The sequence below is a fragment of the Hydrogenophaga electricum genome (assembly GCF_030160815.1).
GTDB classification, from domain to species: Bacteria; Pseudomonadota; Gammaproteobacteria; order Burkholderiales; family Burkholderiaceae_C; genus Hydrogenophaga; species Hydrogenophaga electricum.
This window is the reverse complement of the sequence record NZ_BSPB01000005.1, coordinates 42,149-62,493: the sequence shown is the minus strand read 5'-3', so window position 1 is coordinate 62,493 and position 20,345 is coordinate 42,149. Positions and strand designations below refer to the sequence as shown.

16 protein-coding genes and 1 tRNA gene are annotated in these 20,345 nt (G+C 64.1%); 10 read left to right on the top strand and 7 right to left on the bottom strand.

What is annotated here, in order from left to right; genetic code table 11:
- The first annotated feature begins 69 nt into the window (after nucleotides 1-69).
- The 6 genes from QQK43_RS04925 to QQK43_RS04900 all read left to right on the top strand — a co-directional run bounded on the left by QQK43_RS04925 (nucleotide 70) and on the right by QQK43_RS04900 (nucleotide 6,316).
- Entirely contained in the window at nucleotides 70-999 is a 930-nt protein-coding gene (locus tag QQK43_RS04925) for a branched-chain amino acid ABC transporter permease (protein WP_284306901.1), read from the top strand.
- Nucleotides 1,000-1,017: 18 nt separating this feature from the next.
- The gene (locus QQK43_RS04920; RefSeq protein WP_234266759.1) at nucleotides 1,018-2,115 is read left to right on the top strand and encodes a branched-chain amino acid ABC transporter permease; all 1,098 of its coding nucleotides are present in this window, start codon (nucleotides 1,018-1,020) and stop codon (nucleotides 2,113-2,115) included.
- Between the two features lie 13 nt (nucleotides 2,116-2,128).
- The gene (locus QQK43_RS04915; protein WP_234266758.1) at nucleotides 2,129-2,899 is read left to right on the top strand and encodes an ABC transporter ATP-binding protein; all 771 of its coding nucleotides are present in this window, start codon (nucleotides 2,129-2,131) and stop codon (nucleotides 2,897-2,899) included.
- Between the two features lie 16 nt (nucleotides 2,900-2,915).
- The gene (locus QQK43_RS04910) at nucleotides 2,916-3,632 is read left to right on the top strand and encodes an ABC transporter ATP-binding protein (protein ID WP_234266757.1); all 717 of its coding nucleotides are present in this window, start codon (nucleotides 2,916-2,918) and stop codon (nucleotides 3,630-3,632) included.
- A gap of 90 nt (nucleotides 3,633-3,722) precedes the next feature.
- Nucleotides 3,723-5,270 carry a lysine--tRNA ligase gene (gene lysS / locus QQK43_RS04905; RefSeq protein ID WP_234266756.1) on the top strand — a complete coding sequence of 516 codons (1,548 nt, stop codon included), beginning with the start codon at nucleotides 3,723-3,725 and terminating at the stop codon, nucleotides 5,268-5,270.
- A 14-nt stretch (nucleotides 5,271-5,284) separates the two neighbouring features.
- On the top strand, nucleotides 5,285-6,316 hold the full coding sequence (locus QQK43_RS04900) for a metallophosphoesterase (RefSeq protein ID WP_234266755.1): 1,032 nt from the start codon (nucleotides 5,285-5,287) through the stop codon (nucleotides 6,314-6,316).
- A gap of 66 nt (nucleotides 6,317-6,382) precedes the next feature.
- On the opposite strand, the gene rpoH is transcribed toward QQK43_RS04900, so the two are convergent.
- The 4 genes from rpoH to QQK43_RS04880 form a co-directional block, all read right to left on the bottom strand.
- Nucleotides 6,383-7,339 carry an RNA polymerase sigma factor RpoH gene (gene rpoH, locus QQK43_RS04895; RefSeq protein ID WP_284306900.1) on the bottom strand — a complete coding sequence of 319 codons (957 nt, stop codon included), beginning with the start codon at nucleotides 7,337-7,339 and terminating at the stop codon, nucleotides 6,383-6,385.
- 291 nt (nucleotides 7,340-7,630) lie between these two features.
- On the bottom strand, nucleotides 7,631-8,302 hold the full coding sequence (locus tag QQK43_RS04890; protein WP_284306899.1) for a C40 family peptidase: 672 nt from the start codon (nucleotides 8,300-8,302) through the stop codon (nucleotides 7,631-7,633).
- A 212-nt stretch (nucleotides 8,303-8,514) separates the two neighbouring features.
- Nucleotides 8,515-9,360, bottom strand: a complete 846-nt coding sequence (locus tag QQK43_RS04885) for a replication-relaxation family protein (protein ID WP_284306898.1) — start codon at nucleotides 9,358-9,360, stop codon at nucleotides 8,515-8,517.
- 967 nt (nucleotides 9,361-10,327) lie between these two features.
- Nucleotides 10,328-10,987, bottom strand: a complete 660-nt coding sequence (locus tag QQK43_RS04880) for a hypothetical protein (protein ID WP_284306897.1) — start codon at nucleotides 10,985-10,987, stop codon at nucleotides 10,328-10,330.
- Between the two features lie 80 nt (nucleotides 10,988-11,067).
- Here QQK43_RS04880 and QQK43_RS04875 point away from each other — a divergent pair, with 80 nt between their 5' ends.
- From QQK43_RS04875 to QQK43_RS04865, 3 genes are all read left to right on the top strand, one after another.
- Nucleotides 11,068-13,557, top strand: coding sequence for an N-6 DNA methylase (locus QQK43_RS04875; RefSeq protein WP_284306896.1), 2,490 nt, complete (start codon nucleotides 11,068-11,070; stop codon nucleotides 13,555-13,557).
- A gap of 74 nt (nucleotides 13,558-13,631) precedes the next feature.
- Nucleotides 13,632-15,986 (top strand): zincin-like metallopeptidase domain-containing protein, encoded by a 2,355-nt coding sequence (locus QQK43_RS04870; RefSeq protein WP_284306895.1) that lies wholly within the window; start codon nucleotides 13,632-13,634, stop codon nucleotides 15,984-15,986.
- Nucleotides 15,979-16,227 carry a hypothetical protein gene (locus tag QQK43_RS04865; RefSeq protein ID WP_284306894.1) on the top strand — a complete coding sequence of 83 codons (249 nt, stop codon included), beginning with the start codon at nucleotides 15,979-15,981 and terminating at the stop codon, nucleotides 16,225-16,227. Before QQK43_RS04870 ends, QQK43_RS04865 begins: the two co-directional genes overlap by 8 nt.
- 7 nt (nucleotides 16,228-16,234) lie before the next feature.
- Here the strand turns inward: QQK43_RS04865 and QQK43_RS04860 are convergent, their stop codons facing one another.
- Both QQK43_RS04860 and QQK43_RS04855 read right to left on the bottom strand, forming a co-directional pair.
- Nucleotides 16,235-17,992, bottom strand: a complete 1,758-nt coding sequence (locus tag QQK43_RS04860; RefSeq protein ID WP_284306893.1) for a site-specific integrase — start codon at nucleotides 17,990-17,992, stop codon at nucleotides 16,235-16,237.
- 75 nt (nucleotides 17,993-18,067) lie between these two features.
- Nucleotides 18,068-18,159 (bottom strand) — tRNA-Ser (locus tag QQK43_RS04855).
- Between the two features lie 98 nt (nucleotides 18,160-18,257).
- On the opposite strand from QQK43_RS04855, the gene QQK43_RS04850 reads away from it, so the two are divergent.
- Complete coding sequence (locus tag QQK43_RS04850; protein WP_284306892.1) at nucleotides 18,258-19,685, top strand: sensor histidine kinase; 1,428 nt, start codon at nucleotides 18,258-18,260, stop codon at nucleotides 19,683-19,685.
- 21 nt (nucleotides 19,686-19,706) lie between these two features.
- Here the strand turns inward: QQK43_RS04850 and QQK43_RS04845 are convergent, their stop codons facing one another.
- Complete coding sequence (locus QQK43_RS04845) at nucleotides 19,707-20,300, bottom strand: LuxR C-terminal-related transcriptional regulator (protein ID WP_234266752.1); 594 nt, start codon at nucleotides 20,298-20,300, stop codon at nucleotides 19,707-19,709.
- Nucleotides 20,301-20,345 lie beyond the last annotated feature (45 nt).

Genomic DNA, 20,345 nt, shown 5'->3' with positions numbered 1-20,345 from the left:
GACCGCACAATGGTCCGCGAACCGCATGCCGAGTAACGTCCCGGCCTGTCAAAAACACGGAGAAACTTCATGGATATCTTGCTGCAGCAGATCATCAACGGTCTGGTTCTGGGCAGTATGTATGCGTTGGTGGCGCTGGGCTACACGATGGTCTACGGGATCATTGGCCTCATCAACTTCGCGCACGGGGAGGTGCTGATGGTGGGGGCGTTGACCAGCTGGACGCTCATCGGCTGGATGGCGGAAGCTTGGGCCGGTCTGCCCGGCTGGCTGATCCTTCTGGTCGCCACCATGATCGCGATGGTGGTCTGCGCCGCGCTGAATTTCACGATCGAAAAACTGGCTTACCGGCCACTGCGCAATTCACCGCGGTTGGCGCCGCTGATTACGGCCATCGGCATGTCGCTCCTGTTGCAGACGCTGGCCATGATCATCTGGGCGCCCAATCCCAAACCCTATCCATCGATGCTCTCGCGCGAGCCGATCCACATCGGAGGGGCCGTGATCTCGGTGACGCAGATCACCATCCTGGCCACGACCGCCATCACCCTGGCAGCCCTGATGTACCTGGTCAACAAGACCAGTCTGGGCCGGGCCATGCGCGCCACCGCCGAAAACCCGCGTGTGGCCGCTCTGATGGGCATCCGGCCTGATGTGGTGATTTCGGCCACCTTCATCATCGGCGCCATGCTTGCGGCGATTGCCGGTGTGATGTGGGCGTCGAACTACGGCACGGTGCAGCACGCCATGGGTTTCATGCCTGGGCTCAAGGCGTTCGTCGCGGCGGTGATGGGGGGCATTGGCAACCTCGCCGGTGCGGTGGTCGGTGGCATTGCCCTGGGGCTGATCGAGGCGCTGGGGGCGGGCTATCTCGGTGCCCTGACCGGGGGCTTCCTGGGCAGCCAGTATGTGGACATCTTTGCGTTCATCGTGCTGGCTCTGGTGCTCACACTGCGCCCCTCGGGCCTGCTGGGCGAGCGTGTGGCCGATCGCGCCTGATACCGCGGGAGACAACGCATGAGCAACATCAAACCCGCCAAGCTGGCCACTTTCATCATTGCAGCCATCGTGCTGCTTGCGGTGCCCGTGCTGCTGCAGGCCACCGGCAGCAACTCCTGGGCCCGCATCGTCGACATCGCCCTGCTGTACGTGCTGCTGGCGCTGGGCCTGAACATCGTGGTCGGTTATGCCGGCCTGCTGGATCTGGGCTATATCGCTTTTTTTGCGGTGGGCGCCTACCTCTACGGTCTGCTGGCGTCGCCGCACCTGGCCGACACATTCCCCGCCATCAAGGCCATGTTTCCCGAGGGCCTGCACCTGAGCATCTGGCTCGTGATGATCATCGCGGCGGTCGTGGCCGGGGTGGTCGGCATGATTCTGGGGGCGCCCACGCTGAAGCTGCGGGGCGACTACCTGGCCATCATCACGCTGGGGTTCGGTGAAATCATCCGGATTTTTCTGCTCAACCTCGACCGTCCGATCAACATCACCAACGGCCCCAAGGGACTGAGCCAGATCGATCCGCTCACGGTGTTCGGCTTCAACATGGGGCAGCGGCACACGCTGTCCCTGGGAGACTGGAGCTACACCTTCCAGCCGGTGACGCTGTACTACTACCTGTTCCTGTTCTTCGTGCTGCTCGCGGTGGTGCTGTCCTACCGCCTGCAAGATTCGCGCATCGGCCGCGCCTGGATGGCCGTGCGCGAGGACGAAATCGCCGCCAAGGCGATGGGGCTGAACACCCGCAACCTCAAGCTGCTGGCTTTCGGCATGGGCGCCACTTTTGGCGGTATGTCGGGCGTCTTGTTCGCTTCGTTCCAGCGCTTTGTCTCACCGGAATCGTTCTCGCTGATGGAATCCGTCATGGTGGTCGCCATGGTGGTGCTCGGCGGCATCGGCCACATTCCGGGCGTGATCCTGGGGGCCCTCATGCTGGCTGGCCTGCCTGAAGTGCTGCGGCATGTGGCGCACCCGTTGACCGAGTTGACCGGTGGCCGGCTCGGCCCGGAAATCCTGCGCCAGTTGCTGATCGCGCTGGCCATGGTGGTGGTGATGCTCTTGCGTCCCAAGGGCCTGTGGCCTTCGCCCGAACACGGCAAGTCGCTGGCGAAATAAGGGGCAATGCATCATGAGTGAAACCATTCTCAAAGTCGCCAATGTGTCCAAGCGCTTCGGGGGCTTGCAGGCCCTGAGCGGTGTGGGCATCGAAATCCAGCGTGGCCAGGTCTATGGCCTGATCGGCCCCAACGGCGCTGGCAAGACCACTTTCTTCAACGTGCTGACGGGGCTGTACACGCCCGACAGCGGCAGCTTCGAGCTGGCCGGCAAGCCCTATACGCCGACCGCCGTGCACGAGGTGGCCAAAGCCGGTATCGCCCGCACGTTCCAGAACATCCGGCTGTTTCCCGAGATGACCGCGCTGGAAAATGTGATGGTCGGCCGACACGTGCGCACACGCTCGGGCCTGATCGGTGCTGTGCTGCGCACGCCCGGTTTCAAGAAGGAAGAGGCTGAAATCCGCGCGCGGGCCAAGGAGCTGCTCGACTACGTGGGCATTGCCAAGTTTGCCGAGTACAAGTCGCGCACGCTCAGCTACGGTGACCAGCGCCGCCTGGAAATTGCCCGTGCGTTGGCCACCGATCCGCAGCTCATCGCGCTGGATGAGCCGGCCGCCGGCATGAATGCGACCGAAAAAGTGCAGTTGCGCGAGCTGATTGACCGCATTCGCAACGACAACCGCACCATCCTGCTCATCGAGCACGATGTGAAGCTGGTGATGGGGCTGTGCGACCGTGTCACGGTGCTCGACTACGGCAAGCAGCTGTCGTCGGGAACCCCGGCCGAAGTGCAGAAGGACCCGAAGGTGATCGAAGCCTATCTGGGTACGGGCGGACACTGATCAAGGACACAAGAACATGGCAAACACTCTCCTGAAAGTCAGTGGCCTGAAGGTTTCCTATGGCGGCATCAAGGCCGTCAAGGGCGTCGACATGGAGGTGCGCGAGGGCGAGCTGATCTCCCTCATCGGCTCCAACGGCGCCGGCAAGACCACCACCATGAAAGCGATCACCGGGTCGCTGGGCATCGAAGGCGGCAGCATCGAGTACCTGGGCCAGAACATCAAAGGCCGCGGCGCGTGGGACCTGGTCAAACAGGGGCTGGCGATGGTGCCCGAGGGGCGCGGCGTTTTCACTCGCATGACCATCACCGAAAACCTGCTGATGGGCGCCTACATCCGCTCGGACAAGGCCGGTATCCAGCAGGACATTGACCGCATGTTCGGTATCTTCCCGCGCCTGAAGGAGCGCAAGGACCAGCTCGCTGGCACGATGTCGGGGGGCGAGCAGCAGATGCTGGCCATGGCCCGCGCCCTCATGAGCCAGCCCAAGGTGCTGCTGCTCGACGAACCGTCAATGGGGTTGTCACCAATCATGGTGGACAAGATCTTCGAAGTCGTGCGCGACGTGTCGGCGCAGGGGGTGACCATCGTGCTGGTCGAGCAGAACGCCCAGCGCGCGCTGCAGATCGCGGATCGGGGCTATGTGATGGACTCGGGCGAGATCACCATGACCGGTCAGGGCAAGGATCTGCTGGTCGATCCCCGTGTGCGCGAGGCCTATCTGGGCCACTGAGACGGCCTTCGCGAGGCACCGTCTTCGCGAAAAATTACAATAGCGGGTTGCGCCCTGGTGGCGCAGCCCGCTTTTTTCTTGCCCATCACCATGACCACCGAACACGCTCCTGCCACGCCCGCTGCCGACGACAACCAGCTCATCGCCGAACGCCGGGAGAAACTCAAGGGCCTGCGTGAAGCGCAGGCGCGTGGCGAGGGCGTGGCCTTCCCCAACGATTTCCAGCCGGCAGACAACGCCGCCACGCTGTTTGCGCTCCACGGGGACACCACCGCCGAGGCGCTGGAAAGCAGCCCGATTCGCGCCCGGATTGCCGGGCGGATGATGCTCAAACGCGTGATGGGCAAGGCCTGTTTTGCCACCTTGCAGGACGGCTCGCTCGGTGCCAGCGGTGGGCGCATCCAGATCTACCTGAACAAGGACAGTGTCGGCGAAGCCGCTCTGGATGCCTTCAAGCACTGGGATCTGGGGGACATCGTTGCGGCCGAAGGCAAACTGATGCGCACCCGCACCGGCGAGCTGACCGTGCACGCCGACAGCGTGCGCCTGCTGACCAAGAGCCTGCGTCCGCTGCCCGACAAATTCCACGGCGTGCAGGACCAGGAAATCAAGTACCGCCAGCGCTACGTGGACCTGATGACCGACGAGGCCGCACGGCGCCGTTTCGTCACGCGCAGCCAGGCGCTGTCGAGCATCCGCGATTTCATGGTGTCGCACGGCTTCCTCGAAGTCGAAACGCCCATGCTGCACCCGATTCCTGGCGGTGCCAACGCCAAGCCCTTTGTCACGCACCACAATGCGCTCGACCAGGAAATGTTCCTGCGCATCGCGCCCGAGCTGTATCTCAAGCGCCTGCTGGTGGGTGGCTTCGAGCGGGTGTTCGAGATCAACCGCAACTTCCGCAACGAGGGGATCAGCGTCCGCCACAACCCCGAGTTCACCATGATGGAGTTCTACGCGGCCTACTGGAACTACCGCGATCTGATGGACTTCAACGAGCAACTCATTCGCCACGTGGTGCAGAAGGTGCACGGTGATACGCCGTTGAGCTATCAGGGGCGCCCTGTGGACGTGTTCTCGCCGTTCGAACGCCTCACGATCCGGGAAGCCATCCTCAAGTACACCGACGCGGGTGAGGCCGGCGTGGACGATCCGGTCTGGCTGATCGCGCAGCTCAAGAAGCTGGGCCTGAGCGAGGACAAACACCAGCTCTCGTCGCGCTCGGTGGCCGGCCTGCAGGTGCTCTATTTCGAAGAGAAGGTCGAAGAGCAGCTCTGGAACCCGACCTTCATCATGGACCACCCGACCGAGATTTCGCCGCTGGCACGCGCCAACGATGCCCGGCCCGAGGTGACCGAACGCTTCGAGCTTTACATCACCGGTCGTGAGTTCGGCAACGCCTTCTCCGAGCTGAACGACGCCGAAGACCAGGCCGCACGCTTCCATGCCCAGGTCGCCAACAAAGATGCCGGCGATGACGAGGCCATGTTCTTCGATGCCGACTATGTGCGCGCGCTCGAATACGGCATGCCGCCGGCCGGTGGCTGTGGCATCGGTATCGATCGCCTGATGATGCTGCTGACCGACAGCCCCAGCATCCGTGACGTGATCCTCTTCCCCGCGTTGCGGCGCACCTGAGCGCGCCCGGCCGCGTGGTCACTCCGGTCCTGGTCTGGAGCCGCCGCCTGTTCTGGGCGGCCATGGTGTTGACCCTGGCCGTCTCGCTCTGGGATTACGGTGGACGCTGGCACACCCCGGGCCACTATCTGCGCAATCTGGTGATGCTAGGCCTGTACTGGGGGCCTCGCATCGCGGGACCGTTCCTGCTGGGGTGGCTGGTCTTGCGGGTCTGCCAAACCACGGGCTGGCGCCGGTTGGTGCCCACTTTGGGGGCTGGTTTTGTGCTGATGGGGCTCTGGGCTTCGCTGGTGGAGCCGCTGTGGCTGCGCGAACGCACCACCATGGTGTCTGGTGCACCTGTTGGTGCATCGCCGCTGCGGCTCGCCTTGGTGGCCGATCTGCACTGGGGCCTGTTCGTGCGCGAAGGCGACCTGCGCCGCCTGGTTGCCCGACTCAATGCCTTGGACGTGGACGCTGTGCTGGTGGCCGGCGACTGGGTGCATGAACCGCCGCTGGATCTGCGCGGTGGGCTGGCGCCCTTGGCGGCGCTGCGTCACCCTGTGTATGGCGTGCTGGGCAACCACGACACTGGCGCGCCAGGGCCGGCGCTGACCGAGCCCCTGCGCGAGGCGCTGCGTGCCCATGGCGTACGGCTCATCGATGGGGAGCGCGTGACGATCCGCGGCTGGGAGCTCGTGGGCTTGAGCGATCTGTGGGGTGGCCGGCCACGCCAGGACATTCGCCAGTTGTGGCCTGCGCCAGCGGCCATGACCGCAGAGGGGCCACCCCGCCTGGCGCTGTTTCACCAGCCCGATACGCAAGATCTTCTGCCGCCCGGAGCCGTTTTTCTGGCCATGGCGGGGCACACCCACGGTGGCCAGCTCTGGATACCTGGTTTTTCACCCTGGTGGCTGCGCCACACCAACAGCGCCAGCGGCCGCTGGAATGGACTCTACGACACACCGGCCGGGCGTTTGTTGGTGACCCCGGGCGTCGGGCTGGTGGGGGTGCCTGCCCGTCTCGGTGTACGCCCCACCATCGATCTCCTGGAGTTGAGGCCCTGAGGCCGATCGTCCACAAAAAAGGCCTGCTTGGTGGCAGGCCTTTCTTTGCGGAGAGGGTGGCCGGACTCAGACGTAGGCCGCCAGCGCCTTGCGCATCTTCTTCATGGCCGCCACCTCGATCTGGCGGATGCGCTCGGCACTGACGCCGTATTCGGCCGCCAGTTCGTGCAGCGTCATGCCGCCCGAGCCGTCGTCGTTCACCTTGAGCCAGCGTTCGCTCACGATGCGGCGAGCGCGGTCGTCCAGCTCGCCCATGGCCCGGGCAATGCCTTCGGTGGCCAGCCTGTCACGCTGAGCCGCTTCGATCATGGCGGTGGGCTCGTGGGTGCCGTCGGCCAGATAGGCGATCGGGCCAAAGGCCTCTTCGCCATCGCCGGCCGGTGCGGGATCGAGCACCACATCGCCCCCGGCCATGCGGGTCTCCATCTCGCGCACTTCCTCCGGCTTGACATGCAGGTCGCGCGCCACGACGTCGATTTCATGGTCGGAGAGGGCTTCGCGGTGGGTGTCCCCCTCGGCGGCTTCGGCGCGGAAACCCTGCTTCTTGCTGCGCAGGTTGAAGAACAGCTTGCGCTGGGCCTTGGTGGTAGCCACCTTCACCATGCGCCAGTTCTTCAGGATGTATTCGTGGATTTCGGCCTTGATCCAGTGAATGGCATAACTCACCAGGCGCACGCCCTGATCGGGGTCGAAACGCTTGACGGCCTTCATCAGACCGACGTTGCCTTCCTGGATCAGATCGCCATGGGGCAGGCCATAGCCCAGGTACTGGCGGGCGATGGACACCACCAGGCGCAGGTGCGACATCACCAACTTGCCAGCGGCGTCCAGGTCGTTGTGATCGCGCAGACGGCGTGCAGCGTACTGCTCCTCTTCCTGGGAGAGCAGGGGCATTCGATTGACCGCCGAAATGTAGGCATCCAGATTGCCCAGCGGCGGCAGCGTCAGTGACCGGTTCGACCAAGAACCCGCCACGGCCAGCGACGTGGTCGTGGGGATGGCAGGTGCGAGGGATGTGGACATGGATGAAATCCTCCTGGGTGGCCCAAATGTTAGCACTCCTTGGAGAAGAGTGCTAAATCACAAGTTCCCCCAGAAAAGGGCTTTGAGGCGGTGCCTGTCTGTGGGAGAAGACGGCCACTCGGGGAATCCGAGAGGGCAGCAGATCAGCCAAGAAAAAAGCGGCCCGAAGGCCGCTTTTTTGGGGTGTTTTGGCGGAGAAGGAGGGAGAAAAACTCGCTGCCTCACAAGGCTATGTAAATCAAAGGGTTAGGCGTGCCGCGAGACTTGATTTTGGCATACCTTGAGGGAGCACTACGGGCCGAAAATTTCTGCGTAACGCGGGTGTAGCAGCATCGGGTCGTCACCCGGCACAGCTTTGTCTGGATCGGCGGACAAGAAGCCGACCAAGAACCCAAATGCCGGCTCCTTTGCAAGGTCGCCAGGCGCTTGCACTCCCGGGGCTAGAACGATGGCTGCGCTGGGGTGGATGAACCCACTGTTGACAAAGCAGGCGGCGACCAGTTCTGAGCAGAAGAACGGACCGAAGTCCGCCGCCGCGTTCGGCTCACCGGTATCGAAGTACCGAGCAAGCTCGTCCATCGTTCCATCTTCGTGCTCGCTCCGGTTCGCTGCGTAGCGCATTGCCTCTCTGTAGTTGTATCCAGCTCCGAGAGCTTGGAGTGCCGCCGCGTAGTCCCTTAGACCATCGACGCGCTGCCGATTCCATGCGTCCGGATGCCGCAACACTGCGACGTGCTGTGCTTCTGCTACCAGTTCAGTCAGCGGACGCGCCTTGACTCCGTGCCTAGGTCGGGCATCGAGCACCTCGGAGGCTGAAAGTGCAATGGCGGCATGGGTGTATGGGCTTCCGGTGGCCGCTGCGATGGATTTTCGGACGAGCTTGCTTGCGCCTACCGACTCAGGCGGCCTGCAGAGCAGGACGTCTCCTGGCTGTACGTCCTTGAATGAAAGCGTGAGGCTCATATGGGTGGGTGTTTGAAAGTCAGTGCTTCATTCCCTTCAGCCCGCGCTGGCTACCAGTTTTTCATGTTGTCGGGCACAGACCACTCTTACCTGGCTGTTCCTGCCAAAGCTGGCGCCGATCGTAAAGCAGTGCGGGCGCCGAAGCGATGTAGATCAGCGCGTAATGGCGCTGATCTGCAACGCAAGGACGGCCGCGCTGGCTCGCCATGCGCTCACGCGCTTGCTGGAAGAAGTACGTTCCAATAGAGATTCCCGTCGATGGCATCGCCAGGGACCAAGCTCTCGGAGATGGGTAGCAGGCACACATCCACCTCAGCTACCTGGCTGTCGGAGAGCCTTCCGGCCCGGTGTGCGTCTTGAAAAGACGCGGCCATCCACCGGAGGGCCTGCTCGTTCGTCGCCACCAAGGCCACCCGAGCCAGCCACCGCCCAGGTGCCAGCTCGACTTGTCGCTCACCCCCGATGCACTCCTGCACCAGGGAAACGGTCTTGTGGCGCTCTGGGCGCGACTTCTGCGAGTTCTCGCACTCCAGCCAGACGCATGCCCCGTCAGAGGCGATGACGAGACCATCCGCCTGCTTGCCTTTGAGCACCCGACAAGGGCCGCGCTCCGTCGCAATCTCATGCTCGGTGACCACGCCAAGCCCTTGCTGCACAGCCCGAATCAAGTACCAGTTGCTGCATGCCCGATGCACCGGGTTGCCCAGTGCCAGGGCGTTACCGCCCTCGGCCGCCATGCCGGTCTGCTCGGTCAGCAGTCGCGCGCCCTTGGCGGACAGCACGTACACCGTGCCCTTCGGCATGGCTCGTGCGATGACGAGCTTTTCGTCCGTCAACGCCTTCAGCGTTCGGCGGGCCATCGCCTGCGCTTGGGCGGCATCTGGCCAAACCAGCGCTGCGACCATCCGGCCAGTCAGCCACCCGAACCGTGAGAGCCAGCTCAGTACCTCGGTTCGGTTGCGCTCACCTACGATGCGCTTATCCAGCTCAATGGGCATGGTGTTGTCGGCCGTCGTGCCTATCGGCAGTACAGCCGGGGGGAAGATGTTTTCGTTCACGGGCATATCTCCAGGTTGATGAGCACCCTTGTGCTCCAAGTACCTGTAGCTACTGCTCTGAACGTGCACCAAGACCTGTTCAGCGCGATCGCGCTGAACATTGGCCGACCTGGTGCTTTCCCCTCCTGGACGTCGGGCCGCACCCTATGACGCTAGGGCGCCATTCCGGCCGCAATACCGCGCCCCCTTGTCCCGCTGCGCGGCCGGGCAACCGGTTACACACCTACCGCTCACATCACAAGCCCCTGGCTTGGCATGTGGGCCGATGGCCCCGCTCACGGGCGGGCTGGACGCCCGCGTCTGGCAACTGCACAACCGGTTGCCCGGCCGCTTTGCGTCGGGGGGCGGGGCGATGCCCCCGGATGACCTAGCCCGCGTGGGCGCGGGCACGCCCTTGGACCGGGCTTACGGCCACCGGCTCCCCCGGCCGTTCTCGTCCCGCGTGGGGCGGGAGCTTCGACCGGGACAGCGCGGCGCCGGCCGCTCGTCCCACCGCTTCGCTGTGGCCCCCTGAGCCACGCGCGGTCGCATTTAAAACTGCTTCCCTACATTGGGCGTGGCAGGAGAGGGCTCAATACCCCGCGCGCCACTTCAAGCGCCAAGCGGGAGCCAAGGGCGCGACGCCGGGTGGCACAACTGGAGGCGTGGCGGGGGTGGGTGAAGTCCACCCCAAAGTCTGGTTGTGCTGCGGCGTACACACGCGACCGCAGCGCCTGAACGACGGGCTGGCTCCAAACGTCCAGCGGCTCGAAGGCAACCACCTCCAACCCGCCGATCCGGCGGGGTTGGGGGGTGTTTTGCCCTCTCTCAGAGCTTCCACCACCATCCAGCTGAGAACTTCTACCCTGGGACGGAACTTCTACCTACCGCGAATGCAGGGCGTTCGACCGTGGCAGGGGCCTCGTGACGGGCGGCCCAAACGAAAAGGCCCGCGATGCGGGCCTTGATGTCGCGGTAGTGGCGCAGCTCAGTCGTTCCAGTCCTTGGGCAGTGCGCGGGTTTTGAGCATGACAACGAGGCGCTGGTCATGGTCGATGGATGGGTCATTGCCGAGTATCCTCCTCAATCCAGCGGCGGCGACGAGGTCCTCATTGCCGTAGTGGTCCTCAGGGCGGTAGTTGGCGCCGCAGTGTTGGTCCATGACCATCAAGTAGTCCATCAGGCCGGCGCTGATGTCGGTCGGACTGAACACCACTTGGTCGGGGGTGATGAAGACAGCCAAAACTTGCCTGCCAATGGCTCGGTGCAGACTACTGTTCAGGCCGATGGTGCTTGCGCAAAACGAGTGTGTACGTGTGGTCCAGCGCAAAATCTGGCGGCGCTGCCGGAGGTCGGTCGAGTACTGTGTCGTGGTCTCCATTCGGGCGTGCGCCAGGTCGTCAATGGATTCCTCGAATTCGTGACCGAGCCAGAACGCCCAGACTTGTGCTTCGTGTTCAGACTCGGGCACTATCTGCGGGAAGATTTTGCCGGTCAGTGGGATGGCCGACGGGCCGAGTTCCTCGGACATGGCGCGCTCGACGAAGCGGGCGAACTCTGTGTCGTGGCGCGCGACTTCAGCCGTGGATGCGACCGAGCCCAGAGGCAGGCCGAGGGAGGGGGCGACAATGGGGAAAATACGGGGCATAGCATGCTTCCTTGGTAAATGGCCCGAGGGCCGGGAACCAGTACATGCCCCTTACTTAGCCTTTTTGACTCGACCCCCTCATGGCCACCAGAACGCCCAAGAAACCTGCTGCCTCGCCCGCTACCGATTTCCCTGCTGAACCCGGCGCGCTGCATCAGGAGGGGCCCTGGCTCTGGCTGCCGCTTCGCAAGGAGTGGCGGGACGCCACCCACAAGCCAGAGGAGAAGGTCCGCCAGCGGTTCATCAAGGCGCTGATCGCGGAATACGGCTACACGCTGGCGCAGGTTGACCAGGAGCGCCGGTACCAGGCCGGAACCCGCAGCCCTCGCGCCGACATCGTGGTCTGGGCTACGCCCGCAGACAAGGCCGAGGGGCGCACCCCGGCCCTCGTTGTCGAGTGCAAGACCGACAGCATCGAGATTCAAGAGAAGGACTACTACCAGGGCGAGTCGTACGCTCGCGCTGTTGGCTGTGAGTTCTTCGTCGCCACCAACGAAAGGCACACGTCCATCTTCCGGCTGGTGCCAGGATTGCCGGGCGGTCGCGTGGCGCTCAATGAGCTGCCGAAGGCCAGCGACTGGGGGGATGCCCAGCGCATCCAGAAAATCAAGGACTCCCAGCGTGCCTTCGACCGCAAGGAGTTCCAGGACCTGCTGTTCGACTGTCACAGCATCCTGCGCGATGTCCACAAGATGGACCCCGGCCGGGCCTTCGACACCATCTCGAAGATTCTGTTCATCAAGATGTACGTCGAGCGCAAGGGTCTGCATGGCACCTTCACGACCGACTTCATCGAGGGCCGGAAGAAGTACGTGCTGAAGGCCGATGTGCCGGTGCATGAACACCTCTTCACCGAGACCAAGGACTACTACCGGCATGACGAGCTGTTCACCGAGGTGGACAAGCTGGACATTTCCGAGGCGACCTTCAGCCGTATTGTCAAGAAGCTGGAGAGGTTCGACCTCTCGAAAACCGGCGACGACATCAAGGGTCTGGCCTTCGAGCGCTTCCTCGGAACCACCTTCCGGGGCGAGCTCGGGCAGTTCTTCACTCCTAGGCCTGTTGTGGAGTTCATGGTTGACCTGCTGAACCCTGCGGAGGGCGAGCTGATTTGTGACCCGGCCGCTGGCTCTGGGGGCTTCCTCATCCGGGCCTTCGAGCATGTTCGCGCGCTGATCCAGCAGGACGTACAGGCGAAGAAGGACGCGGAGCGTGACCGCATCGAAGCCCTCCAGCTCCCAGAGGAGGAGGAAGAGCGCCAGATTGAAGCTGCCTTCGCCGCACTGAACCAGGAGCTTCTGCCGAGTGGGCCAGACAACCAACCTATCAGCACCCGAGTCGGGCGTCTGGCGTGGCAGTGCATCTACGGCACTGACGCCGAGCCGCGTGCCGCACGCACTGCCAAGATGAACATGGTCATGCACGGCGACGGGCATGGCGGCATCCACTACCACGACGGACTGGTCGACATCAACGGCATCTTTGACGGCCGGTTCGATGTGGTGCTCACGAATCCCCCGTTCGGCTCCAACGTTGGCGAGGACCAGCGCGTCGGCGGCAGTGACGAGACCCGCGTTCCAGACCATCCCGACTACGTCCGGGCATGCAAGAAGCGCTACGGCAAGGAGTGGGAGGCCAACCACCACAGGCTGCAGGAAGCCGTGCAAGCCAAGACGCCCATCCTGGACCTGTTCACCATCGGGCGGGGCAAGGCCAACCGCCCAACGGAGCTGATATTCGTCGAGCGCTGCCTGAACCTGCTCAAACCGGGCGGTCGCATGGGCATCGTTCTGCCGGATGGCAACCTGAACAACCCGTCGCTGTCGTGGCTGCGCCGTTACACCGAGGGCCGTGCCAAGCTGCTGGGTGTCGTCAGCCTGCCCGAGGAGACATTCCGGTCCAGCGATGCCACCGTCAAGGCGTCGCTGGTGTTTCTGACCAAGTTCACCGAGGACGAGGCAGCAGCGTGGAACGCGGCATGGACGCAGGCCCATCAGGAACTTGATCAGCAGTTCGATGCCCAGCGCAACGCGCTCTATTCGGCCTATGCGCCCCGCGTCACCTCATGCGACGACGTGCACATCACCAAGCTGCTGGCCGACCTGGGAGGCCTGGGGGTCAATCGTGGCCTGCCCCGGTGGACCCCGGGAGAAGCGCCGCCTTACCCGAAGGCAGTCGGCCCCACGCAACAAGCGCGACCCCTCTGGGCGGGCGTGCCAACCGCCAAGAACAAGACGGCCGCAGCCGAGCTCAAGCGCCAGGCACAGGCAGCCCTCGCGGCAGCGGCTGGCGTCGGTGATGCACTGCTGTCGGAGCTGAGGGCCAAGTACCGCGAGGTGGATGCCGCGCACACAGCAGCCCTGTGGACGCGGGTGCGGGAGCTGTTCGACTACCCAGTGTTCGTGGCGGCACCGAAGGCGGTCGGCATCACGTCCACAGGCGAGACGGGCGAGGGCGTCACCAACGACCTGACCAGCACCCTTACGCAGTTCCGCGAGTTCCAGCAGTGGCTTGCCAAGGGAGCCCCTGACACGGAGCAGCCAAATTTTCCGGCACCCTCCACTGCGTAATCCGGCGGTGGAGGGACATCGAGCGATGGATTGAGGCCGAGGCTGCCCAGGCCCGTACCAGCGGTTTCCAGCTGGTGCCGCTGTACGAGCTGCTGACCGAGCGCAAGGAACCCGTGCGTGTGACGGGCGGGCTGGGCGACTGGAAGCCCATCACCATCAAGTTCTCGGGCGACGTGCTTCCGCGCGATCGCGCGGAAGCCTTCAAGGGCGCCATGTTCGCCGCCTACCCCGGTGACGTGGTGTTCTCGAAGATTGACGCCCGCAACGGCGCGGTGGGCCTCATCCCGGCCACCATGCCCAAGGTGGTGCTGACGCCAGAGTACCCGGTGATGGTGCCGGACCTGGCCAAGCTGCGGCCGGCGTACCTGCACCACCTGTTGCGCGCCGAGCACTTCCGGCATGACCTGCAACGTCAGGCATCGGGCACCAGCGGGCGCAAGCGTGTCACGCCCGAGGCGTTCCTGAACCTCACCGTGCCTTTGCCAACGCTCGACGAACAGGATGCCTTGGTGACGGCCTATGAGGCCGCGCTGACCCAGGCAGCGAGCAAGGAGGCCGAGGCGGCGCGGATCGCGCAAGCGAACCAGCGCGCCTTCGAGGAGGCGCTAGGGGTGGCTCCGCCACCGCCATTGCCCGACCGGCCGGTGTTCATCGCGCGCTTCAAGGAGGTGGAGCGATGGAGCCACGAAGGCGTTCTGCGGGACGTGACCCACACCGCTGCGACCTCTGCGAAGTGGCCCATGGTGTCGCTGTCGAGCGTTGGCAAGGTCAGCTACGGCCTGCAGAAGTCGCCAGCCAATCGGCCTGGCAAGCACTCGCGGCCTTACCTGCGCGTCGCCAACGTCCAGCGGGGCGTGCTGGACCTCGCGGAAATGAAGTACATGGACGTGCCCGACGAGGACATGCCCAAGCTGCGACTCATGGATGGGGACGTTCTGCTGTGCGAGGGCAACAGCCCCGACCTGGTGGGCCGTGGCGCCATCTGGCGCGATGAGATTCCGGACTGCATCCACCAGAACCACGTGCTGCGGGTCCGTGTCAACCCGACCAAGTTGCTGCCCGATTTCCTGCTCGCGGTCATCAACTCCAGCCACGGGCAGGCCTACTTCCGGTCGAAGGCCAAGCGGACGACGAACCTGGCGTCCATCAACAGCACCGAGGTGGCCTCTTTGCCGGTGCCGCTGCCACCGACAGACCGCCAACAGGACTTGGTCAAGGCGCTGGCCGACAACGAAAAGGCCTCCAAGGCAGTTGCTTTGGAGGCCAGCGAGTTGCGCTGTAGGGCGTGGGCAGCTTTCGAGGCAGCCTGTTCGAGCCGCACGAGAAGACCAGCTAAGGGGCCAGCCCCTCGCGCCAGGCAACGGTGCAGTCCGCCGATCAGGCGGACCCTTCGGTCAGTCCTTCCCCACCTTCCTGCGTGCAGGCGGGGTAGTGCCCCGGACAGACCTGCGGCCGTTGCCTTCTTCTTCCCCCGGTCTCGCCGACGGGCGTCGGGTGCATGTCCGCACCCCAGCCCTAAAGGGAGAACACCGATGGAACCCACAAAGCCGCGCCGCGACCTCTACGCAGAGGTCACGCAGCGCATCATCACCGCCCTGGAGCAGGGCGTCAGGCCATGGGCCTGCCCTTGGAAGACCCAGGCCGGCGCCGTCGCGCGGCCGATGCGACACAACGGAGAGCCCTATCGAGGCATCAACGTCTTGTTGTTGTGGGCCACGGCACAGGAACGGGGGTATCACAGCAACACTTGGATGACCTACCGGCAGGCCGAGGTCCTGGGCGGCCAAGTCCGCAAGGGCGAGCGGGGGACGATGGTTGTATATGCCGGCCAGCACACCCCGGCCGACGCGGCCGAGACGGCCGAAGACACCGCCGCGCAGGCGCGGGTGTTCGCGTTTCTGCGCAGCTACGTCGTGTTCAACGCCGAGCAAGTGGACGGATTGCCTGCCGCCGAGCCGGCGCCAGTGCAGGCGCACCCTGTGGTGACGCCCGACGCACGAGCGGAGACGTTCTTTGCCGCAACGGGCGCCCGCGTGCAGCACGGCGGGAGCCGGGCGTTCTACTCCTCTGGCGCCGACCTGGTGCAGTTGCCCGAGCCGTCCGCTTTCAAGGACGCAGCGGCCTACGCAGCGACGAAGGCGCACGAGCTGGCGCACTGGACGGGCCACCCCCAGCGCCTGGCGCGCGAGTTTGGTCGGCGCTTCGGCGATGCCGCGTATGTCGTCGAGGAGCTGGTGGCTGAGCTGTGCGCGGCGTTTGTCTGTGCCGATCTTGAGATCGGCGCAGAGCCCCGGGAGGACCATGCGGCCTACGTGGGGGAATGGCTCACGGTGATGCAAGGGGATAGCCGGGCCATCTTCACCGCAGCCAGCCAAGCGCAGCGTGCCGCCGACTACCTGCACGCACTCCAGGGGAGCGCCCATGCTTGACGGTCTGGTTTTCGTGGCGCTCTTCGTGATTTTCGGCGGGGGCACCCTGTTGGCCTACTGGCTCGCCTATGCCAGCCTGCCAACCTTTGACGAGTACCGACGACGATACCCCGACCTATGCAAGAACGGCCGTTGCCGCTGCCACTCGTGCGGTGGCGACCGCGTGTTCCTGCACACGCTGGACGCTTTCCATCGACGGCACGTCTGCGCGACGTGTGGAACGGTGCTGTACCGCTCTTGATCAGAGCTCAGAGGTTCGAGTCCGCCAGCCAAGCCGCGAACGGTGGTGGCAGTGTGACCTTGTCAAAGCTCAGTGTCTTGACGTACTCCAGCATCAGCGTGGGACCGTAGCCTCTGCCATAGTCGGCTTCGCTGCCTTCTTGCTCGATGCGTCCGACATCTTGGCTCCGCAAGCGCTTGCGGCCCGTGTATGCCTGCGCCATCCCAGCGGGCCACTGCTGCCCCGGGCGCTGGGCATCGCGGATACGGTCCTCAAGCTGATGTCGGAAGCTGTGGTTGCCGAAGCCACGGCCGAAGGCCAATTCGTCCCGCACGTAGCGCAGGAACGCCTGTTCATAGGCTCGGCCTATGATTGGTGCCCTGCCACCTGGCGCCGGTATGCTCGAAGGGAACAGCATCGCGTGCTCACCATCGGCCTGTCGGCGCTGTTGGACGAATTCGACGAAGCCCAACGCACACAGCGTGGGATGAAGCGGTACGACTCGCTCGGTTGCCACGTTCTTGACGCTACGCGCTGCGCCGACGGCCAGTAGGTCGGCTTGTTCGCCTGCTAGCTCAGCGCGGAAGTGCACCACCGGTATGGTCTCAGCGCAACCAATGTCCGAGGCAACGAGCTGGAGCACCTCGCGCACGCGGTTGCCATGGAACAGACAGACCAATGGGACCCAGTACCGTGCACCCAGGTCCTTGCCCATCTTGCCGCGCCAGCGGACGGTGCCGACGCGGTACCAGTCCGACGTGAACACGGTGGTGAGCTGGGTATCTGTGAATGGATGGCGCGGCTTCATGCGGGAGCGCTCTTCGGCCGCAGTGAGTTGCGGCATGATTTCCAGGTCATCCACTGGGTTCCCACCCACAAGCAGCCCGCGCGTGCGTGCCAGCGAAAAAACCTCGCGGAGGGTGCGTTTGACGAGGCCATGAGCGTGCTTCATTGACCAAGGGCGCTCGGTTGCACGCATACGAGCTTCTAGGAAGTCATACAGGTCCGCGCCCTTGACTGCAGCAAGTGGCACGTCGCCCAGGTGCTCGATCAGCCGGGACCAGATGTTTTGCGACGTGCTCAAGTACTTCGCGCCAGCGTTCCGCTTTTTGTAGTCGCGATATGGTTCGGTCATCGCGCTGAGCGTCGCTCCTGCGGCGGCTGGCTTTGCCGGTGTCGGTGTTGCCTCGCCATCGGCTCGGCGGAGTAGCCTGCCGGCCGCGTCTCGCTCTACTTCTGCGAAGGCTCGAACGAGCTGCGGGTACAGCGGGTCTGTGCGCTCTACCGGGCAGTCGATCTGCCCGCACCAAAAATCGATGACGTCGAGGACGTTGCCCCACTCCGGAGAGGCCTTCCCACGTTGCACCACCGAGCGCATTGACTGGTCAGTGACCTGACAAAGCTGCACCAAGGCGGCCCCCGCAGCGTCGTCGTAGCCATCACCATCGAAGCGTGCCTCGTCGTCGAGGCGCATCCAGTGATACAGCCGCCTCGCGCATATGTGGTCGATGAGGTCTGCCGTGAGGATGCGCGGGCCGGTGGCTGGTGCTTTGGTCTTGGCGAGCAGTTGGTCCCACTCGGCAAGCTTGTCTGCGATGAGCCGGGCGCCTATGGCCTTTGCTCGGCGAAGGTCCGAGGTGCCCGTCGATTTCCGGAACTCGCGGACGCCAGGCTGGCCTTTGAGGGGGGCAGGGGGTACAAGCCGGACGTACCAGCTGAGGGTGCGGCCGTGGCTGGGCCGGTAGAAGTTTTCAGGCACTTCGCGTTGATTCTGAGTGGCACACATGGTTGGCACACCTACCGACTTCTAAGTTCTTGATATTCAAGAACCTATCGGCGAATCAACGACTTACTTAACCATTGGCGGAGAGGGAGGGATTCGAACCCTCGGTACAGTATGAACTGTACGCCGGATTTCGAATCCGGTGCATTCGACCACTCTGCCACCTCTCCGCGTCGAAGCCCACGATTCTATCAGGTCTGGGCGAGGCTTTTCGCTGACCGGTCAGGCATTTTCGGAATGCGACAATGCGGCATCTTTTGCTTGTGCCATGCTTGTCGACACCCAACCTGCTACCCATCAGCACCAGCCCGCCTCTGCCGAAGTGAGGGATCGATGGGTGGATTCGCAGCTGATTGGCGTGTTGATGGACAGCACGCTGCATTCGCTCCTCGCGGCCGTGTTGACCCTGCCCGTGCTGATCGGGGCGATGATCGGGGAAGTGGCCTCCCCCGTGCTGGTGGGCTGGGGCGGCGTGGTGGGCGCGTTGTTGACCTACCGCTATCGGCTCATCGGTTTGTATCGGCTGCGCTACGACAGCGTGGAAGGCCCCATGCGAGAGACCTTCATCCGCCGTTTCGGATGGACCTGGGTGGCGGTGGGCATCGGCTGGGGGCTGCCGATTGGCCTGACCCATGCACAAACCTCGCCGGAAACCCAGTTCATCGGTGCCATCGTCGTGATCGGGCACGGCATGGTATCGATGATGTCCTTCAGTGCCTACCTGCCCATTTTCTGGCGCTACACCCACGCGCTGATGGGATCGGTCGTGCTGGGACTGATCAGCTCCGCCATCTGGCTGTCGCCCGGCATGGTCGATTGGCAGGACATGGCGCTCAAATGCACCTTGTTGGCGATTTTTTGGCTGCTGCTGATTCTGGGCGGGCGCCGCCTGCATGCGGTGCACCGGGCGAGTCTGGAATTGCAGTTCTCTAACCAGGAGCTGATCGACTCGCTGACCCAGCAGACGCGCGCATCGATGCGTGCGGTGACCGCCAAAAACCGTTTTCTTGCGTCGGCGGCGCACGATCTGCGCCAGCCTGTGCACGCGTTGAGTCTGTATGCCGACTGGCTGGCCACCGAGCCGGAAATGGCGCGGGACATTTCCCCGCGCATTCTCCAGTCCACCCGTGCAATCAATGAACTGTTCGATTCGCTGTTCGACCTGACGCGCATCGATGCGGGCAATTACAAGGTGAAGCTGCAGCATGTGGATGTGCAGCGGCTGTTTGCCGACCTGGCCCTGCAGTTCGAGCCTGTGGCGGCGGCGAAGTCGCTGCGGCTGCGCATGCGGGCCGCACCGGTGATGATCTGGGGCGATCCGGTGGTGTTGCGCCGGATTCTGGGCAATCTGCTGTCCAACGCGCTCAAGCACACCCGTCAGGGCGGCGTGCTGATGGCGCTGCGCCGGCGCAGCGGTGTGTGGATGTTCGAGGTGTGGGACACGGGGGTTGGCATTCCCCGGGAGCACCAGCAGGCGATCTTCCAGGAGTTCTTCCGGGTATCGCAGCACCAGGGGACCGAAGACAGCCTGGGTCTGGGCCTGACCATCGTTTCCAAGCTGGCCACGATGATGGGCTACCAGCTGGCGCTGACCTCGGAGGCCGGTCGGGGTAGCGTGTTTCGGGTGCTGGTGCCGGCTTTCACGCAGCGCGCAGAGGGCGATGCCGCACAGCCGGCCGTGATACCGGTGGCGTGATGAGGCGAACGCGAGCCTGGTTCAGTAGTCGATCAGGCCGGCCGTCCGGGCCAGGTGACTCGCCTGCGAACGGCTCTTGACGTTCAGGCGCCGGAACAGGCGCCACAAATGCACCTTGACGGTGTGTTCGCTGATCTGCAACTGCTCCGCAATGTCCCGGTTGGACAGCCCCCGGTCGAGCATGACCAGCAACTGTTTCTGCCGCTTGGACAGCTTTTCCGGAATGGTGGGCGCGTTTTCGTCTTCGGGTTCGTCCGACAGGAATTCCTTGAGCACACGGCCGATCTGGGCTGCGCCGGCCGATTTTTCGACGTAGGCGTCGGCACCGGCTTCGCGGGCCAGGTCTTCGTAGTCGGTCGCCGGGGAGGCCGAAAGCACGATGAGCGAAGTGTCTGGCAGCATCTGCCGCACTTCGCGCACGCCGGACACACCGTTGGTGTCCGGGAGCTTCAGGTCCAGGCAGACCAGTTCGGGTTCGCCGTGTTCGGCAATGGCCTTGCTCACCGCTGCGAGGCGCTCCAGTTCGATCACCTGAGTCGATGCCCGCAGGCGGCGCAGCAGCATGACGACGGCTTCGCGCATCAGGGGATGGTCGTCAATGACAAAAATACTCATGGTGAGTCGGGAGTCTGAATTTTGTAACCGGGGAGGATATCGGCA

What these genes read in the sequence shown, in the direction of transcription:
- QQK43_RS04860 (WP_284306893.1), bottom strand. Translation starts at nt 17,992, where the DNA reads ATGTGTGCCACTCAGAATCAACGCGAAGTGCCTGAAAACTTCTACCGG.
- QQK43_RS04865 (WP_284306894.1), top strand. Translation starts at nt 15,979, where the DNA reads ATGCTTGACGGTCTGGTTTTCGTGGCGCTCTTCGTGATTTTCGGCGGG.
- QQK43_RS04850 (WP_284306892.1), top strand. Translation starts at nt 18,258, where the DNA reads ATGCTTGTCGACACCCAACCTGCTACCCATCAGCACCAGCCCGCCTCT.
- QQK43_RS04880 (WP_284306897.1), bottom strand. Translation starts at nt 10,987, where the DNA reads ATGCCCCGTATTTTCCCCATTGTCGCCCCCTCCCTCGGCCTGCCTCTG.
- QQK43_RS04920 (WP_234266759.1), top strand. Translation starts at nt 1,018, where the DNA reads ATGAGCAACATCAAACCCGCCAAGCTGGCCACTTTCATCATTGCAGCC.
- rpoH (WP_284306900.1), bottom strand. Translation starts at nt 7,339, where the DNA reads ATGTCCACATCCCTCGCACCTGCCATCCCCACGACCACGTCGCTGGCC.
- QQK43_RS04875 (WP_284306896.1), top strand. Translation starts at nt 11,068, where the DNA reads ATGGCCACCAGAACGCCCAAGAAACCTGCTGCCTCGCCCGCTACCGAT.
- lysS (WP_234266756.1), top strand. Translation starts at nt 3,723, where the DNA reads ATGACCACCGAACACGCTCCTGCCACGCCCGCTGCCGACGACAACCAG.
- QQK43_RS04910 (WP_234266757.1), top strand. Translation starts at nt 2,916, where the DNA reads ATGGCAAACACTCTCCTGAAAGTCAGTGGCCTGAAGGTTTCCTATGGC.
- QQK43_RS04925 (WP_284306901.1), top strand. Translation starts at nt 70, where the DNA reads ATGGATATCTTGCTGCAGCAGATCATCAACGGTCTGGTTCTGGGCAGT.
- QQK43_RS04890 (WP_284306899.1), bottom strand. Translation starts at nt 8,302, where the DNA reads ATGAGCCTCACGCTTTCATTCAAGGACGTACAGCCAGGAGACGTCCTG.
- QQK43_RS04915 (WP_234266758.1), top strand. Translation starts at nt 2,129, where the DNA reads ATGAGTGAAACCATTCTCAAAGTCGCCAATGTGTCCAAGCGCTTCGGG.
- QQK43_RS04845 (WP_234266752.1), bottom strand. Translation starts at nt 20,300, where the DNA reads ATGAGTATTTTTGTCATTGACGACCATCCCCTGATGCGCGAAGCCGTC.